Raw genomic sequence first — 15,026 nt, 5'->3', positions numbered from 1 at the left:
CGCCGAGCGGGGCCGGACCGGCACGCCCCTACCGGGCGGCTCAACCCCCGGCCAGGTCCCCCACCAGGTCGTGGTGGATCCGGGCCGCGGGCACCCCGGCGCGCTGGAGCGACGCCACGCCCCGCCGCACCATCGCCGCCGGCCCGCTCAGGAACGCGTCGTGCCCGTGCCACGGCGCGTACCGGGCCACCACCTCCGGCAGGTCACCGGTCAGCGCCCCGCCCGGCAGCGGCTCCCGGTCGGACACCACGGGGTGCACGGTGAGCCACGGGTGACGGTCGGACAGCGCGCGCAGGGCCGCCAGCGCGTACAGCTCGGACGACCGCCGGGCGCCGTAGTACACCTGGACGGACCGGTCGCCGGCGCCGCTCCCGGCGAGCTCCTCGACCAGAGCGGTGATCGGTGCGATGCCGGTGCCGCCGCCGACCAGGAGCAGGCCGCCGTCGCCCACCCGGTCGGCGGTCATCCCGCCTGCCGCCGGCCCCAGCCGCAGCACGTCGCCGGGGACCGCCCGGCGGACCAGCGCGTTGCTCACCCAGCCCGCCTGCACCGCCTTCACGTGGAAGGTCAGCAGACCGTCGGGGCGGGGAGCGCCGGCGAACGAGAAATGCCGCCACACCCGCGGCCACCACGGGGTCTCCACACCGGCGTACTGCCCGGCCCGGTACGGGTAGGGCTGGTCCGGCCGGAGTGTGATCACCGCGACGTCGGGGGTGGCCATCTCCCGCGAGACGACCTCCGCCTGCCACCACGCGGGCGAGGTCCGGGCGGCCTCCTCGGCGGCCTCGATCATGATCCGGGAGACCAGCCCGTACACCCGGCGCCAGGCCAGCTCGGTGGCGGCGTCCCAGCGGCTGCCGCAGTACCGGGCGAGTGCCGCCACCAGGCACTCCCCGACCGGGCCGTAGTGCCCGTTCAGGGTGCCGTACTTGCGGTGGCCGCGGCCCAGCGCGGACAGGTACTCGGTCAGCCGGGCCGGGTCGTGGGCGTTGCGGGCCGCGGTCAGCAGCGCCCGGAACAGCCGGTCCCGCTGGACGTCCATGGACGCCGGGAACAGTGCCCGCACCTCGGGGTGGTGCAGGAAGATCAGCGCGTAGAAGTGCGCGGTGGCGCGGTCCGCGACCGGTTCGACCACGGCCAGGGTGGACCGGATGAGTTCGATGTCGCGGGGGTGGGCGGCAGGTCCGCCGGATCCTGCGGGCCGGCGGGCAGAGCGGCCGGTGTGCTCCGCGGCGCGGCGGGTCCGGGCTGCGCGGGAGCCTCGGCCTGGTTGCCCGCCGTCCAGGCTCTGGTCCAGTTGTCGCCGGGCCCGATCCAGTTGAGCCCGGGGGCGTCGCTGAACAGCGGCTGGTAGACCGGCAGGGCGGGGGCACCGGGCCCGGCCGGCGCGGTGTCCGGACGGCTGGGTGCCGGGATCAGTGGCGGGCGGCTCGGACGCTCGGGGATCACCGGGCCCTCGGGGGTGTCCGCCGGGGGCGCACCGGCGGGCGCGCCCTCCACCGCGGGCGGCGCGGCCGGTTCTCCCGGTGCCCCGACGGCCGGGGCCGGCTCCGCACCCGCGGGCGCCGCGTCCGGTTCGGGCCGGGACGCGGCCGGGGCGGCCGGTGGCTCCGGCACCACCGCCAGGGCGGGGGTGAGCCCGGGCACGGAGGCCGGACCGGTGGCTCCCGATCCGGCCCTGACCCTGAGCGGACGTGTCTTCAACGCGACATGACGAGTACCCAAGAGAATCGTTTCCGCTTCCGGTCGCCCTGCAGCCACATCTGGCTGGCCTGTCTCTCCGACGCCTTCAGCAGACTGGCACGCCCGAACAGTTCATCCGACGAATCATCGGAACCCCGGACACGCACCCGATCCGCACGCTACGCTCACCCGACCTGTGCCACCGTACGCAACCGCACGGTGGCACAGGGCGACGGGAGTCAGAGCTGCCGCAGCAGCAGCCCCGGCTGCTCGACACAGTCCGCGACGAACCGCAGGAAGCCGCCCGCCGTGCCGCCGTCGCAGACCCGGTGGTCGAAGGTGAACGACAGCTGGGTCACCTGACGGACGGCCAGGGCACCCTCGTGCACCCACGGCTTGGGCGTGATGCGGCCGACGCCCAGCATCGCCGCCTCCGGGTGGTTGAGGATGGGCGTGGAGCCGTCCACCCCGAACACCCCGTAGTTGTTCAGCGTGAAGGTGCCGCCGGTCAGTTCGGCGGGCTTCAGCGATCCCTCCCGCGCCGACCCGGTCAACCTGGCGAGCTCCTCCCCGAGTTGTTCGGTGCCGAGCGACTGCGCGTCGCGCACCACCGGCACGACCAGCCCGCGCTCGCTCTGCGCGGCGAATCCCAGGTGCACCGCGCGGTGCCGGATGATCTCCGAACCGTCCGGCGACACGCTGGAGTTGAGCTCGGGGAAGCGGGCCAGTGCGGCGGTCGAGATCCGGGCGAGCAGGGCGAGCACGCTCACCTTCGGCCCGGCCGTGCGATTCAGCTGCTGCCGCAGCTCCATCAGCCCGGTCGCGTCGGCGTCCACCCAGCAGGTCGCCGCCGGGATCTCCCGGTGGCTGCGGCCGAGCTTCTCCGCGATCGTCCGGCGCAGCCCGCGCAGCGGGATCACCTCGGCGTCGCCCACCGGGGCGGCCGGGGCCGCGGGCACGGTGGCGGCGGCCGGGGACTGCCCGGTGGCGACCGCACGCTGCACGTCGGCCCGCATGATCAGCCCGTCCGGGCCGCTGCCGGCCAGCCGGGCCAGGTCGATGCCGTTGTCCCGGGCCAGCCGGCGCACCAGCGGCGAGATCACCGGCACCACGGCGGGGGCCGCGGCCGCGACGGGCACCGGCGCGGGGGCGGGGGCGGCCGCGGGGGCGGCGGCGGACACCGCGGCACCGGCCCCGACCCGGCGGCGCCGGGCCCCGCCGGAGGACTCCGCGATGCCGTAGCCGACCAGCGGCCGCTCGACCGGTGCGCCCAGCGCCGCCGGGCCCGTCGAGGTCTCGCTCGACCCCACCGCCACGGTCACCAGCGGGGCGCCGACCGGCACCTCCTCGCCGACCGCGCCGAACAGCGCGGTCACCACCCCGCCGTAGGGGCAGGGCACCTCCACCACGGCCTTGGCGGTCTCCACCTCGACCACCGGCTGGTCGACGGCGATGACCTCGCCGACCTCGACCATCCACCGGACGACCTCGGCCCCGGTGAGGCCCTCACCGAGATCCGGCAGGGTGAACTCGCGGACGACGGGCATGATCGTCACTCCTCCCACTGCAGCCGGGCGACCGCGTCCAGGATCCGGTCCACCCCGGGCAGGTGGTGGTGCTCCAGCATCGGCGCCGGGTACGGGATGTCGAACCCGGTGACCCGCAGGACGGGCGCGGCCAGGTGGTGGAAGCACTTCTCGGTCAGCCGGGCCGCGATCTCGGCGCCGGGGCCGGCGAAGCCGGTCGCCTCGTGCACGACGACCGCGCGGCCCACCGAGCGGACGATCTCGCAGGCCGTCTCCTCGTCGAACGGGACGAGACTGCGCAGGTCCAGCACAGCGAGGTCCCAGCCCTCCGCCTTCGCGGCCTCCGCCGCCTCCAGGCAGACCGGGAGCGAGGGCCCGTAGGTGACCAGCACGGCGGAGCGGCCGGTGCGGCGCAGCACCGCCCGGCCGATCGGCTCGACGGTTGCCGACGGGTCCCACTCGGCCTTGCCCCAGTAGAGCCGCTTCGGCTCCAGGAAGACCACCGGGTCGTCGGAGGCGATCGCCTCGCGGAGCAGGCCGTACGCGTCGGCGACGGTGGCCGGGGTGACCACGTGCAGGCCGGGCGTCTGGACGTAGTACGCCTCGGAGGAGTCGCTGTGGTGCTCGACGCCGCCGATGCCGCCGCCGTACGGGACGCGGACGGTGATCGGGAGCGGGAGCTTCCCGGCGGTGCGGTTGCGCATCTTGGCGACGTGCGAGAAGAGCTGCTCCAGCGCCGGGTAGGCGAAGGCGTCGAACTGCATCTCGACCACCGGCCGCAGGCCGTACATGGCCATGCCGACGGCGGTGCCCAGGATGCCCGCCTCGGCGAGCGGGGTGTCCAGGCAGCGGTCCGGGCCGAACTCGGCGGTCAGGCCGTCGGTGATCCGGAAGACACCGCCGAGCCGGCCCACGTCCTCGCCCAGGACGTGCACGGTGGGGTCGGCCTGCATGGCGTCGCGCAGGGCCGCGTTGAGCGCCTGCGCCATGGTGCTGGTGCGGGCGGAGACAACAGTCGTCATCAGTGGTGCACCTCGGCCTCGGCGGCCAGTTCGGCGGCGAGCTGGGCGGCCTGCTCGCGCAACTGCGGCGTGGGCTCGGCGTAGACGTGGGCGAACAGCGACATCGGGTCGAGCTCCGGCTCGGCGTGGAACTCCGCGCGCATCCGGGCCGCGAGCGCCTCCGCCTCGTCGGCGGCCTCCTGGACGAGCGTGTCGTCGAGGATGCCGAGCGGGCGCAGGTGGCGCTCCATCAGCAGGATCGGGTCGTGTTCGCGCCAGGCGGCGACCTCGTCGTCCTGCCGGTAGCGGGTGGCGTCGTCGGCGTTGGTGTGCGCCTCGACGCGGTAGGTGAGCGCCTCGACCAGGGTCGGGCCGCCGCCGCTGCGGGCGCGCTCGAAGGCCTCGGTGAGGACGGCGTGCACGGCCGGCGCGTCGTTGCCGTCCACCAGGCGGCCCGGCATGCCGTAGCCGACGGCCTTGTGGGCCAGGCTGGGAGCGGCGGACTGCTGGGTGAGCGGGACGGAGATCGCGTAGCCGTTGTTCTGCACCAGGAAGACGACCGGGGCGTTCAGCACGGCGGCGAAGTTCAGCGCCTCGTGGAAGTCGCCCTCACTGGTGCCGCCGTCGCCGAGCATGGCCAGGGCGACGACCGGGTCGCCGGCCAGCCGGGCCGCGTGGGCGAGGCCCACCGCGTGCGGGGCCTGGGTGGCGAGCGGGGTGGAGAGCGGGGCGGTGCGGGTGGCGCGCGGGTCGTACCCGGTGTGGGCGTTGCCGCGCAGCAGAGTGAGCGCCTCCAGCGGGTCCACGCCGCGGGCGACCACGGCGAGCGTGTCGCGGTAGCTCGGGAACAGCCAGTCCTGTTCCTGCAGGGCCATCGCGGCGGCGACCTCGCAGGCCTCCTGGCCCGTGGTGGCCGGGTAGACGGCGAGCCGGCCCTGCTTGGTGAGGACGGTGGCCTGCTGGTTGTAGCGGCGGCCGACGACCAGGCGTCGGTACAGCTCGCGCAGCAGCGCGGGGTCGGTCTTCTCCAGCGCGGGCGTGCCGAGCACGCGCACGGGGGAGTCGTCCGGCAGCAACGGCGCGGGGTCGGTCCGCGGGCCGGTGGCACCGGGCTGCCAGCCGGGTACGGCGGCAGTCTGGTGTCTGTGGTCGAGAACGGTCATCTCGGGCACCTCCGGTGTGATGGGGGCTCCCTACCGATTGTTCGGTCGTCTGGTCATCCTGACCATATCTACGACAGAGTGGTGGACAATCGGCCCGCTTGGCGATCGACTGGAGTCAGCATGTCCACAGAGGGAGGGTGGGGGGCCGTGTCGGCTGAACAGACGTCCAGGCTCGACCGTGTCGACCGTGCGATCCTGCGGCTCCTGCGGCAGGACGGCCGCGCTTCCATCCGCTCGGTGGCCGAGCGGGTGCACGTGTCCCGGGCCAATGCCTACGCCCGGATATCCAGGATGGTCGAGGACGGCGTCATCCGCGGCTTCACCGCGCGGGTGGACCACGAGAAGGCCGGGCAGGGCGCGTCCGCGTACATCACCATGAAGATCGTCCAGAACTCCTGGCGGGCTGTCCGCGAACAGCTGCTGCTGCTGCCCGGGGTGGCCCACATCGCACTGGTCGGCGGGGAGTTCGACGTCCTCATGCTGGTGCACACCGCGGACAACCGGGCGCTGCGGGAGCTCGTCCTGGGCAGCATCCAGTCCATCCCGGACGTGCTCGCCACCCAGACCCTGCTGGTCTTCGACGAGACGGACCAGGTGCCGCCGGACGCGTAGCGCGCGCCGCGACGACCGGTCACGCGGCTACGGCCGGGCGCGCAGGCCGTCGAAGGCGAGCTGGGCGACGGCCTCGGCAACGCCGTCCGTCCCCTTGCTGCCCGGGCGGTACCACTCGACGATCGAGTTGATCATGCCGAAGAGGAGCCGGGTGGCGAGCCGCGGCTCGACGTCCGAGCGCAGCTCCCCGCCGCGACGGCGGCCCGCAGCAGCTCGGCCACCCGGTGGTCGAAGTCCCGGCGCCGGTCCAGCGCCCACAGCTCGGTGGCGGTGTTGCCCCGCACCCGCAGCAGCAGCGTCACGTACGGCAGCTCCGCCAGCAGCACCTCCGCCGTGCGGCGCACCACGTGCTCCAGCCGGTCCACCGGCCGGCCGGAGACGGCCGCCGGCTCGTCCAGGATCCCGAACAGCGCGTCCAGGGCCCGTCCGACCGCCAGCCGCAGCAGCTCCTCCTTGCCCCGGACGTGGTGGTAGATCGAGGACTTGGAGATCCCGGCGGCCCGCGACAGGTCCTCCATCGAGGTGCCGTCGTACCCGCGCTCGTTGAAGACCCCGACCGTCACGGCGAGGAGCGTGTCGGCGGTGTAGGCGGTGCGGGTGGTGTTCTCGGCCATACGGACGAGTATCCCCGGCGGGCGGCCGCCGCGACCCTCCGGGGCCGGACAGAGGTCTCCACCTGTCGAAAGGCCGGACGATAGAATCCGCGCGCCACCCGCATGCGGCGGGTGACCCGCTACGGAGAAGGCCCGACGCCCATGAGCGCGATATCCGACACGGAGCTGCCCCGGCAGAGGCCGGCCACCGACGACGGCCTGCCGCCGCGGGAGGCGGAGCCGCTCGGCAGTGCCCTGCGGTCCGCCGCCCGCCGGTTCGGCCCGGCGATCGCGCTCTTCGGGGCCGTCCGGCTGATCGGCTTCTCGTTCTTCATGCTGCTGCTGGACTCCTCGGGGAAGTTCCGCACCCAGAACCCCCGGTTCGGCGGCGGCGCCCACCCGTGGGACGTGCTCGGCAGCTGGGACGGCTGGTGGTACCAGAACGTCGCCCAGGTCGGCTACGACCCGAAGCTGCTGCCGGACACCGGCGGCTTCTTCACCATCCAGCAGAACTCCTCCGCGTTCTTCCCGCTCTACCCGGGCCTGATCCGGCTGGTGTCCGACGCCACCGGCCTCGGCAGCTACGGCGCGGGCATGCTCGTCTCCGTCCTGTCGTCGTTCGTCGCCGCCGCCGGGATCTACGCGGTGGCGGCCCACCTCGGCGGGCACCGCACCGGGGTGATCGCCGCGGCCGTCTGGGGCGTCTTCCCCGGCGCCGGCATGGCCTGGGCGGTCTACTCGGAGTCGCTGTTCGTGGCGCTCGCGGCATGGGCCGCCTACTTCACCATCACCCGGCAGTGGTCGAGTGCCGCCCTGGTCGCCTTCGTCGCCGGCCTCAGCCGCCCCACCTCGATGACGCTCATCGCGGGCGTGGCCCTGGCCGCCATGGTGGCGCTGTACCGCCGCCGGGACGGCGTGGCCGGCCCGCTCGCGGCGATCGTCCTGCCGCCGCTCGCCTTCTTCGGCTACATCGGCTGGGTCGGCTGGCAGATGGGCCACTGGGACGGCTACCTCACCCTGCAACGCGGTGGCTGGCTGCACTTCTTCGACTGGGGCCACTACACCTGGACGGCCGTCTCCAACATCCTCATCGGCGAGACCAACTACCTCTACCCGTACCCGACCGAGGACCTGGTCGCCGTCCTGGTGCTGTTCGCGCTGCCCTGCCTGCTGGTGCCGTTCCTCGCCCGGCGCCCGCCGCTCGTGCTGGTCGTCTACACCGTGGGCTCGCTCGTGCTGACCCTCGGCAGCCAGCAGATGTTCGGCACCCTCTCCCGCTTCGTCTTCCCGCTCTTCCCGCTGACCGTCCCGGTCGCCCTCGGCCTGCGACGGCTCTCCCTGCCCGTCCTAGGCGCCGTCCTCGGCGTCGCCGCGATCGCCTCCGGCTGGTACGCGGGCTACGTCGTCTTCGAACTGGGCATCCCGTAACGGAGGCGGGCCTCAGTCGCCCAGGTAGGCGCGGACGTCGGCCAGGTAGTGGGACAGCTCGTGCGCGTCCCGGAACACGACTCCGGTCAGGTCGTGCCACCGGTCGACGTCGAGCGGGCGGTGTTCGACGAGGTGCCGGAGTCCCGTGCGGACCGTGGCCCGGTAGTCCGGCCAGGCGAGGTGGAAGCTCCGGCCCAGCTCCCAGAACTCGTCGGAGGCGTTCGCGCTCAGCCAGCCCGCGCAGAAGTGCACGAACCGCCGGTCCACCCCGGGCACGTCCAGCCCCAGCTCGGCGAGCGGCACCGTGGTCGGGTCGATCACGGGCCGCGGGGCCGCCCACTCCAGAGCGCTCACCAGCTGCCCCGGTCGGCGCGGGCCTGCCGCCGGGACGCCGTCGGCGGGGCCGAAGACCGCGAAGGCCAGCGCGCCCGCGTCCATCACCGCCGACTCGAACGTGAACGCCCCGTCCGCGGCCGGCGGCCCGACGGGCCGCACGCTGCGCGCCGTCGCCTGCCCCAGCGCGGCCTCCCCGGCCCGTACACCGTCTCGAAACGCAGGACGGGAGCGAGGTCGCGGCCCGCCACGGCGGCCGGCCTGAGCGCCACCGCGGCCCGCTGCGACGCACGGTCCGAGGCGTACTCGGCGTACCACGGGCCGAACCACGGCAGCGGCTGGTCGCACAGCTCCGGCAGCTCCGGAGGCTCCCGCCCGGGCAGTGGCGGCCCCCAGAACTCCGCCGGCGGCCAGCGGTCCGGATCGGGCAGCCGGGGCCGGGCGGCGCCTTCGTAGTAGTGGGCGAAGACCTCCGTCAGGAAGCCGTACAGCTCGTCCTCGCCGTAGAACTGATAACCGGTCAACCGCAGCCAGTCCGTGGTCGAGAGCGGTCGCTCGGCAAGCAGCCGCTCCAGGGTCGCGCGAAGCCGCGTGGCGCCCTCGGTCCCGTCGTCCGCCGCCGCCCGGTACGCCGCCGCCTCCGCCATCCCCGAGGGACTCATCAGCCAGGTGAAGAAGTACCGGACCTGCGGGCTCTCGGCCCAGCCGGGGACGGGCACCGCGGCGTCGGACATCCCGCGCCCTCAGTTCGGCGCGACCGGCATCGCCGGGAAGCCGTCGAACAGGAAGGCGTAGACCTGGGCCAGGTACTGCGTCAGCTCCTGCTGGTCCGGGAAGGCGACGTACGTCAGGGCGTACCACTGCTCGACGGTGATCGGGCGGTGCTGCACGACGTGCAGCAGCCCGGCCCGGATCGTCTCCCGGTAGTCGGGCCAGGCCCCCGCGAAGTTGGCCTGCAGCTCGCCGAGATCGTCCACCGCCTCGACCCCGAGCACGGCCGCGCAGAAGTGCACGAACCGCCGGTCCACGCCCGGGACGTCGAGGCCGAGTTCGGCCAGCGGGACGGTGGTGGGGTCGACGGCCCCGCCCGGGTACGGGTAGAGCGTGGTGTTCCACAACTGCTCGCCGTCCGCCGGCCCGTTCGGACCGACCCCGTCCGCCGGGCGGTACACGCCGTAGGCCAGTGCCTCGGTGAAGAAGTCCCCGCGGACGTAGTTGATCTCGCCGTCGGCCGTGTACGGCTGCTCGGGATCGATGCCGATCGCGGTGGCCTGCGCCGCCCGCACCAGCATGTCGGGGCCGTAGACCTCCTCGAACGAGAGGACCGGCGCCAGGTCGTGCCCCCGGAGGGCGGCCGCCCGCAGCGCGTCGTCCGCCCGGACGAGCGCCTCCTCGGAGTCGAAACGGGTGGCCCACGGCCCGGTGCGAGGGGGAAGTTCGTCACGCAGTGGCATGGTGCTTGGTTCCTTGTCGTGGGCGCTGTGAACCGGTCAGTACTCGGGCGCAGGGGGCGGATCGGCCCGGTCACCGTAGAAGTAGGAGTGGAGCTCCCGAAGATAACCGTAGAGGTTTTCCTCGGTCAGGAATGTGAACCTGGTCAGACTCCACCAGGAGCCCACATCGGCCGGCCGTTCCGCAAGGAGATACTCCAGGCTTTCCCGAAGGCGGCGGGCATGGTCGCTGCCGTCGACGGCAGCAGGCCTGCAGAGCGCAATGTCGGCGATCATCTCCGGATGCAGGGAGTGCTTGTAGAAATTCCGAAGATCAGGATCGTCATGCCACCCCGGAATGTCCCAGGCCGTCCACGCCATGTCGTACAACTCACCATTCATCAACGAAGGGAATATTCTCGATCATTCAGTGCCGCGACCTGTTGTGCTTTGTCTGCGGCTCCGGGAACATCGTATGCAGCCTGTGCCCGCCCATTCCATCCGGCTCGTAGTATGCCTTGATCGTCGCGCCCCTGAAGTCGTCGGCGCGGTAGTTCACGGAACCGTCGTGGGCGAGCGGAGTGTCCGGGTCGATGAAATAACCCTTCATCCGCCCCAGATGGCCACCGGGGCCCCAGGCATCGCTGGGACTGAACTCCACCGACTGCTGTCCGGGATTCGTCGGATCGAGTTGGCGACGGGCGTACTCCTCTGCCATCACGAAGGACTCGCTGTCCGAGAAGGCGGTGGCGTGGCTGCCGCAGACGTGCTTGTTCGGTGCCTTCTCCGCATCGTAGTAGCGGTCGGGTTCGGGAAGCCGCGTCCTGGCGTCGGGGCCGTGCAGGGGGTCGATCTTGTTGGTGGAAACCACATAGCCGCTCTTGGGGTTCTTCGCGACGTACGGCGCAGCGCTCGGCCCCTGCATGACCGGCACGCCCAGACGATCCTTGAGCTGCTGGTCCGTGACCCTGAGATGGCGCCCGACCGCATGGCCCTGGCCGGCCAGGTCGTCCACCCGCTGCTCCAACCGCCGCCCGTACAGCTCGCGCAGCCCTTGGCGCCCGGGGACGGACTGGCCCGGACTCAGGTCGACCCCGTGTTCACCCAGGGAGGAACCGCTCTCCCGCAGGCCCTTCTGAACGGCCCGCTCCGCCTCGTCGAGGTTTTTCCTGGTGATCTCCAGGCCCTGGCCGAGCGAGCGGTGGCCCTTGGCCATCGCTTTCGACATGTCGGTGATCATCGAGTCGATGACCGGCCGCACGGACTTCTCGACGGCCCGGCCCAACGGCCCCTGCCCCAGCGCACGGCCCCGGGTCCGGGCATCGAGTTTCCGGGAGTGCGCCTCGACCCGGTCCGCGTGTTCGTGCATCCTCTTGGCTGCTTCACCGATGCTTTCCGGATGGGCGCGGAAGCCGTCGCTCATGCCGCACCGCCGAGGGCCGCCTCGACGCCCTCGAAGACCAGACCCGAGACGGCCTGCTCGATCGCGGCCTGGAAGGGCTCGATCGCCATGGACACCAGTTGGCCGATGATCTCCTGCTCGATCTGGTCGAGGATGGCGTTCACGATCCGCTTGCCGGCCTCGATGATGACCACGTTGGCCGCCTCGGCCAGCCCGAGGGTGGCGACGGCCGCGGCCTGTTCTGCGGCGAACTCGGCCGCCATCGCGATCAGCTCGGCGATCACCGCGCCCTTGGCCGCCACGATGCCGACCGCCGCGATCTCCAGGCCGGTGGCGAGCACCCCGCAGTAGTCGACCAGGACGGTCATGTGCTCCGAGGAGGCCCGACCCCAGCGCTCCACCAGGGCCTCGTAGGAGGCGCCCTGGTAGGCGTCGCCCAGGCCCTGGAGGACACCGTGGGTGTCGTCGTGGGCCTCCTGGAGGCCGGCTGCGAACTCGCGGACGTGCGACGCCCACTCCCGCATCTCGTCCTCGTCCACGTCGGGCCAGTTCAGGCCCAGCAGGTTCATCACCCAGACCAGTTCGTCCGGCAGTTCGATCGACACGCCCGCCCCTCCCCCGAGACGCCGCCCCCTGCGGTGCCGCCGATGCTCTCACACCGCCGGACAATCATGGCCGGAGGGTCTTGCCCCGACCGATCGTTCGGTTACTCTGAGGTGTGTTCCCGCCCGCCCCTCTGAGGAGCGCACCATGGCTGCTGCGACCCCCGCCCCGTCGGTCGCCGATCTGATCGAACGCCACCAGGAGACCCTCGACCGCGCCCTCCGCGCGATCGCCGAGCGTGACTACTGGTCGCCCTACCCCGAGTTCCCGAAGGCGTACGGCGAGACCGGCGCCGAGGACGGCAAGGCCGCCTTCGACGCGCTGCTCGGCACCGTCTTCGCGGTCGACGGCCAGCCGGGCACCGGCGACCTGGTGAGCGGCGAGGCGTCCCCGTACGGCATCGAGCTGGGCGTCAGCTACCCGCACGCCGAGCCGGAGGCGCTGATCGCCGCCGTGGAGGCGGCCCGCCCGGTCTGGGCCGCGGCCGGTCCGGCCGCCCGCGCGGCGGTCTGCCTGGAGATCCTGGCCCGGATCAACGCCCGCTCCCACGAGTTCGGCCACGCGGTGATGCACACCACCGGCCAGGCGTTCGGCATGGCCTTCCAGGCCGGCGGCCCGCACGCCCAGGACCGCGGACTGGAGGCGGTCGCCTACGCGTACGCCGAGCAGACCCGGCTGCCGCAGAGCGCGCAGTGGACGAAGCCGCAGGGCAAGCGCGACCCGCTGTCGATGGTGAAGGAGTTCACCGTGGTGCCGCGCGGCACCGCGCTGCTGATCGGCTGCAACACCTTCCCGACCTGGAACGGCTACCCGGGCCTGTTCGCCTCGCTGGCCACCGGCAACGGCGTGGTGGTCAAGCCGCACCCGCGGGCCGTGCTGCCGCTCGCGCTGACCGTCCGGGTCGCCCGCGAGGTGCTCGCCGACGCCGGCTTCGACCCCAACCTGGTCTGCCTGGCCGCCGAGCACGAGGGTGGCACCGCCGCGCAGGTGCTCGCCGTCCGCGACGAGGTCAAGGTGATCGACTACACCGGCTCGACCGCCTTCGGCGAGTGGCTGGAGGAGAACGCCCGGCAGGCCCTCGTCTACACCGAGAAGGCCGGCGTCAACACGGTGCTGATCGACTCCACCGACGACTACCGCGGCATGCTCAACAACCTGGCCTTCTCGCTGTCGCTGTACAGCGGCCAGATGTGCACCACCCCGCAGAACCTGCTCATCCCGCGGACGGGCATCACCACCGAGGCCGGCGAGAAGTCCTACGACGAGGTCGTGGCCGACCTGTCGGCCGCCGTCGAGGGCCTGCTCTCCGACGACAACCGGGCCGCCGCGATCCTCGGCGCCGTGGTCAACCCCGGGGTGCTGCAGCGCACCGCCCAGGCGGCCGGCGGCGAGTTCGGCGAGCTGGCGCTCGCGCCGCGCCCGGTGGCCTCGGCCGAGTTCCCGGGTGCCACCATCCGCACGCCCGCGCTGATCAAGGCGGACGCGGACAAGCCGGACGACCGCACGACCTTCCTGGGCGAGCTGTTCGGCCCGATCGCCTTCGCCGTCGCGGTCGAGTCCGCCGAGGCCGGGATCGACCTGCTGCTGCGCAGCGCCCGCGAGCACGGCGCGATGACGGTCGGCGGCTACACCGTCGCGGCCGAGGTCGAGGACGCGCTCGTCGAGGCCTGCCTGGAGGCCGGCGTCTCGCTGTCGCTGAACCTGACCGGCGGGGTGTACGTCAACCAGACGTCCGCCTTCTCGGACCTGCACGGCACCGGCGCCAACCCCTCGGCCAACTCCGCGTACTGCGACGCCGCGTTCGTCGCCAACCGGTTCCGCACGGTCGAGGTCCGCCGGCACTCCTGAGCCGCCCGGACGTACCGGTGGCCCGCTCCCCGGGGGCGGGGGAGCGGGCCACCGGGGCCTCGGCCGTGCTGCACCTGCCCGCCTGCACGGCGGCGCCGCGGGGCGGTCAGCGGCCGCGTCGCGGGTTGAACACCCAGACCCGCAGCAGCACGAACCGGATCAGGGTGGCGAGCGCGTTGGCACCGACCAGCGCGACCAGCTCGGCCGAGTGCCCGGCGCCGGGTTCCACGGCGTGCAGCAGGGCGATCGCACCGCTGCTGAGCACCAGTCCGACCACGAAGGCGATACCGCCCTCCACCTGGTGCTTGAGCAGGTCCCGGCGGCCCGTCACACCGAAGGTGAACCGCCGGTTGGCGGCCGTGTTCACGATCGCGGTGGCCGCCAGCGCCAGGAAGTTGGCGAGCATCGCCGGGCCGACCTGCCGCAGCCCCAGGTAGAGCAGCACGTAGGCGAGCGTGGAGAGGGTGCCGATCGCCGCGAAGCTGGCCAGCTGCCAGCCGAGCCCGGGCGCCAGCCGGGCCGCCCGGACCCGCTCGGGGACCTCGATCCGCGCCGCACCGGCCAGCGAGCGGCGGGCCACCCTGGCCATGCCCTTCAGGTCGTCGACGGCGGTGCGGACGATGTCCACCCGGCTGTCCGGGTCGTCCACCCAGTCGACCGGCACCTCGTGGATGCGCAGACCGGAGTGCTCGGCGAGCAGCAGCAGTTCGGTGTCGAAGAACCAGGCGTTGTCCTCGACCTCGGCCAGCAGCTGCCGGACGACCGTGGCCCGGCCGGCCTTGAAGCCGCACTGCGCGTCCGAGAACTTGGCCGCCATGGTGGCCCGCAGCAGGAAGTTGTAGGTGCGGGAGATGAACTCCCGCTTGGGGCCGCGGACGACCGCCGAACCGCGGTGCAGCCGGCTGCCGATGGCGAGGTCGCTGTGGCCGGACAGCAGCGGCGCGACCAGCGGCAGGAACGCCTCCAGCCCGGTCGAGAGGTCGACGTCCATGTAGGCGACCACGTCGGCGTCGCTGCTCCCCCAGACCTGGCGCAGCGCCCTGCCGCGCCCCTTGAGGTCCAGGTGGACGGCGGTGACCTGGTCGATCTCGTCGGCGAGCGCAGACGCGACCTGCCACGTCCGGTCGGTGGAGGCGTTGTCGGCGATGGTGATCCGGTACGGGTAGGGGAAGGTCTCGCCGAGGTAGGCGTGCAGGCGGCGGACGCACCGCTCCACCGTGTGCTCCTCGTTGTAGACCGGGACGACGACCTCGACCAGGCTCGTCCGGACCTTCTCCCCGGTTGGTTCGGTGTCGGCCAGGATGGCTGCGGGCTCTGTCATGCAAAGGAGATTCACAGTGCCTGATGGGCCCGGGATGATGGGAGCCTGAAAGCGGGCTGAGAAGCGCGCGGCCCGGGATCCGG

Annotated in this window: 15 protein-coding genes and 1 pseudogene; 3 read left to right on the top strand and 13 right to left on the bottom strand. The window is 72.9% G+C overall.

Going from position 1 to position 15,026, the window contains the following annotated elements; translation table 11 throughout:
* Nucleotides 1–40: 40 nt before the first annotated feature.
* The 5 genes from ABEB13_RS21780 to pdhA all read right to left on the bottom strand — a co-directional run bounded on the left by ABEB13_RS21780 (nucleotide 41) and on the right by pdhA (nucleotide 5,373).
* On the bottom strand, nucleotides 41–1,135 hold the full coding sequence (locus ABEB13_RS21780; RefSeq protein WP_345706837.1) for a globin domain-containing protein: 1,095 nt from the start codon (nucleotides 1,133–1,135) through the stop codon (nucleotides 41–43).
* Entirely contained in the window at nucleotides 1,087–1,647 is a 561-nt protein-coding gene (locus tag ABEB13_RS21775; RefSeq protein ID WP_345706836.1) for a hypothetical protein, read from the bottom strand. The genes ABEB13_RS21780 and ABEB13_RS21775 overlap by 49 nt, the downstream gene beginning before the upstream one ends.
* Nucleotides 1,648–1,922: 275 nt before the next feature.
* Entirely contained in the window at nucleotides 1,923–3,230 is a 1,308-nt protein-coding gene (locus ABEB13_RS21770; protein WP_345706835.1) for a dihydrolipoamide acetyltransferase family protein, read from the bottom strand.
* A gap of 5 nt (nucleotides 3,231–3,235) precedes the next feature.
* Complete coding sequence (locus ABEB13_RS21765; RefSeq protein ID WP_345706834.1) at nucleotides 3,236–4,231, bottom strand: alpha-ketoacid dehydrogenase subunit beta; 996 nt, start codon at nucleotides 4,229–4,231, stop codon at nucleotides 3,236–3,238.
* Nucleotides 4,231–5,373, bottom strand: coding sequence for a pyruvate dehydrogenase (acetyl-transferring) E1 component subunit alpha (pdhA, locus tag ABEB13_RS21760; protein WP_345706833.1), 1,143 nt, complete (start codon nucleotides 5,371–5,373; stop codon nucleotides 4,231–4,233). The genes ABEB13_RS21765 and pdhA overlap by 1 nt, the downstream gene beginning before the upstream one ends.
* Nucleotides 5,374–5,520: 147 nt before the next feature.
* On the opposite strand from pdhA, the gene ABEB13_RS21755 reads away from it, so the two are divergent.
* Nucleotides 5,521–5,985 (top strand): Lrp/AsnC family transcriptional regulator, encoded by a 465-nt coding sequence (locus ABEB13_RS21755; RefSeq protein WP_345706832.1) that lies wholly within the window; start codon nucleotides 5,521–5,523, stop codon nucleotides 5,983–5,985.
* A 27-nt stretch (nucleotides 5,986–6,012) separates the two neighbouring features.
* Here the strand turns inward: ABEB13_RS21755 and ABEB13_RS21750 are convergent.
* Nucleotides 6,013–6,599: pseudogene (locus ABEB13_RS21750) on the bottom strand (TetR/AcrR family transcriptional regulator).
* A gap of 141 nt (nucleotides 6,600–6,740) precedes the next feature.
* On the opposite strand from ABEB13_RS21750, the gene ABEB13_RS21745 reads away from it, so the two are divergent.
* Complete coding sequence (locus ABEB13_RS21745; protein ID WP_345706831.1) at nucleotides 6,741–8,006, top strand: hypothetical protein; 1,266 nt, start codon at nucleotides 6,741–6,743, stop codon at nucleotides 8,004–8,006.
* Between the two features lie 12 nt (nucleotides 8,007–8,018).
* On the opposite strand, the gene ABEB13_RS21740 is transcribed toward ABEB13_RS21745, so the two are convergent.
* Genes ABEB13_RS21740 through ABEB13_RS21715 form a run of 6 tightly spaced genes read right to left on the bottom strand, consistent with a single transcriptional unit; the run spans nucleotide 8,019 to nucleotide 11,776 of the window.
* Entirely contained in the window at nucleotides 8,019–8,447 is a 429-nt protein-coding gene (locus ABEB13_RS21740) for a hypothetical protein (RefSeq protein ID WP_345706830.1), read from the bottom strand.
* Nucleotides 8,444–9,073 carry a hypothetical protein gene (locus tag ABEB13_RS21735; protein ID WP_345706829.1) on the bottom strand — a complete coding sequence of 210 codons (630 nt, stop codon included), beginning with the start codon at nucleotides 9,071–9,073 and terminating at the stop codon, nucleotides 8,444–8,446. The genes ABEB13_RS21740 and ABEB13_RS21735 overlap by 4 nt, the downstream gene beginning before the upstream one ends.
* 9 nt (nucleotides 9,074–9,082) lie before the next feature.
* Complete coding sequence (locus ABEB13_RS21730) at nucleotides 9,083–9,793, bottom strand: hypothetical protein (RefSeq protein ID WP_345706828.1); 711 nt, start codon at nucleotides 9,791–9,793, stop codon at nucleotides 9,083–9,085.
* A 36-nt stretch (nucleotides 9,794–9,829) separates the two neighbouring features.
* A complete protein-coding gene (locus tag ABEB13_RS21725) occupies nucleotides 9,830–10,171 on the bottom strand; it encodes a hypothetical protein (RefSeq protein WP_345706827.1) in 342 nt (113 codons plus the stop codon).
* A gap of 25 nt (nucleotides 10,172–10,196) precedes the next feature.
* Nucleotides 10,197–11,192, bottom strand: a complete 996-nt coding sequence (locus tag ABEB13_RS21720; protein WP_345706826.1) for a hypothetical protein — start codon at nucleotides 11,190–11,192, stop codon at nucleotides 10,197–10,199.
* Nucleotides 11,189–11,776 (bottom strand): WXG100-like domain-containing protein, encoded by a 588-nt coding sequence (locus ABEB13_RS21715; protein ID WP_345706825.1) that lies wholly within the window; start codon nucleotides 11,774–11,776, stop codon nucleotides 11,189–11,191. Before ABEB13_RS21715 ends, ABEB13_RS21720 begins: the two co-directional genes overlap by 4 nt.
* A 145-nt stretch (nucleotides 11,777–11,921) precedes the next feature.
* Between ABEB13_RS21715 and paaN the strand changes: the two genes are divergently transcribed.
* Nucleotides 11,922–13,622, top strand: coding sequence for a phenylacetic acid degradation protein PaaN (gene paaN, locus ABEB13_RS21710; RefSeq protein ID WP_345706824.1), 1,701 nt, complete (start codon nucleotides 11,922–11,924; stop codon nucleotides 13,620–13,622).
* Nucleotides 13,623–13,728: 106 nt separating this feature from the next.
* Here the strand turns inward: paaN and ABEB13_RS21705 are convergent, their stop codons facing one another.
* Nucleotides 13,729–14,943 carry a bifunctional glycosyltransferase family 2/GtrA family protein gene (locus tag ABEB13_RS21705; protein ID WP_345706823.1) on the bottom strand — a complete coding sequence of 405 codons (1,215 nt, stop codon included), beginning with the start codon at nucleotides 14,941–14,943 and terminating at the stop codon, nucleotides 13,729–13,731.
* Nucleotides 14,944–15,026: the final 83 nt, after the last annotated feature.

The sequence above is a fragment of the Kitasatospora paranensis genome (assembly GCF_039544005.1).
GTDB lineage: Bacteria > Actinomycetota > Actinomycetes > Streptomycetales > Streptomycetaceae > Kitasatospora > Kitasatospora paranensis.
The sequence above is the reverse complement of the archived record's forward strand: the minus strand, read 5'-3'. Positions and strand labels throughout refer to the sequence as shown.

Bases quoted from the DNA above. Each gene is read 5' to 3' on its own strand.
- ABEB13_RS21735 (WP_345706829.1), bottom strand. From the start codon at position 9,073: ATGTCCGACGCCGCGGTGCCCGTCCCCGGCTGGGCCGAGAGCCCGCAG.
- ABEB13_RS21745 (WP_345706831.1), top strand. From the start codon at position 6,741: ATGAGCGCGATATCCGACACGGAGCTGCCCCGGCAGAGGCCGGCCACC.
- ABEB13_RS21725 (WP_345706827.1), bottom strand. From the start codon at position 10,171: ATGAATGGTGAGTTGTACGACATGGCGTGGACGGCCTGGGACATTCCG.
- ABEB13_RS21770 (WP_345706835.1), bottom strand. From the start codon at position 3,230: ATGCCCGTCGTCCGCGAGTTCACCCTGCCGGATCTCGGTGAGGGCCTC.
- paaN (WP_345706824.1), top strand. From the start codon at position 11,922: ATGGCTGCTGCGACCCCCGCCCCGTCGGTCGCCGATCTGATCGAACGC.
- pdhA (WP_345706833.1), bottom strand. From the start codon at position 5,373: ATGACCGTTCTCGACCACAGACACCAGACTGCCGCCGTACCCGGCTGG.
- ABEB13_RS21720 (WP_345706826.1), bottom strand. From the start codon at position 11,192: ATGAGCGACGGCTTCCGCGCCCATCCGGAAAGCATCGGTGAAGCAGCC.
- ABEB13_RS21705 (WP_345706823.1), bottom strand. From the start codon at position 14,943: ATGACAGAGCCCGCAGCCATCCTGGCCGACACCGAACCAACCGGGGAG.
- ABEB13_RS21730 (WP_345706828.1), bottom strand. From the start codon at position 9,793: ATGCCACTGCGTGACGAACTTCCCCCTCGCACCGGGCCGTGGGCCACC.
- ABEB13_RS21765 (WP_345706834.1), bottom strand. From the start codon at position 4,231: ATGACGACTGTTGTCTCCGCCCGCACCAGCACCATGGCGCAGGCGCTC.